This window comes from Streptomyces noursei (genome assembly GCF_001646665.1).
Lineage (GTDB): Bacteria > Actinomycetota > Actinomycetes > Streptomycetales > Streptomycetaceae > Streptomyces > Streptomyces lavendulocolor.
In genome coordinates this window covers 33,575-34,002 of the sequence record NZ_LWBU01000307.1, presented here as the reverse complement: position 1 = coordinate 34,002, position 428 = coordinate 33,575, and the positions used below count along the sequence as shown (strand labels likewise).

Here is a 428-nt window from a genome sequence, read left to right as displayed (position 1 = left end):
CGCCCAGTCGAGCAGACCCGCGCGGCGCCGGGCCGAGTAGCCGATGCCCGAGGGGAACTGGTGGGCGGGCGTGGTCACCACCGCCCGCAGCCCGGACGCGGCCAGGGCGGCCGGTTCGAGCCCTTCGGCGTCCAGCGGCAGGGGCACGGTCCGCAGCCCCGCCGACGCGAACAGGGCCGCGGGCTCCGGGCTCCCCGGATCCTCGGCGCCCAGGGCGTCCAGGCCCCGCGCGCCCAGCACGAAGGCGAGGAGCGTCATCGCCTGCGACACGCCCGAGCACACCACCACCCGCTCCGGATCGGCCACCACCCCGCGCCGCCGGGCCAGCAGGGCGGCCAGGGCGGTCCGCAGCTCCGGCAGCCCGCGCGGGTCGGGGTAGCCCAGCGCCCGGTGCGGCAGCCGGGACAGCGCGGCCTTCTGCGCGGCCC

1 protein-coding gene is annotated in these 428 nt (G+C 80.1%); it reads right to left on the bottom strand.

Annotated elements, in window-relative coordinates; all coding sequences use genetic code 11:
• Nucleotides 1–428, bottom strand: a 428-nt coding sequence (locus A4V12_RS39035; protein ID WP_234372298.1) for an aminotransferase class I/II-fold pyridoxal phosphate-dependent enzyme, incomplete at both ends; no start/stop codon positions are given.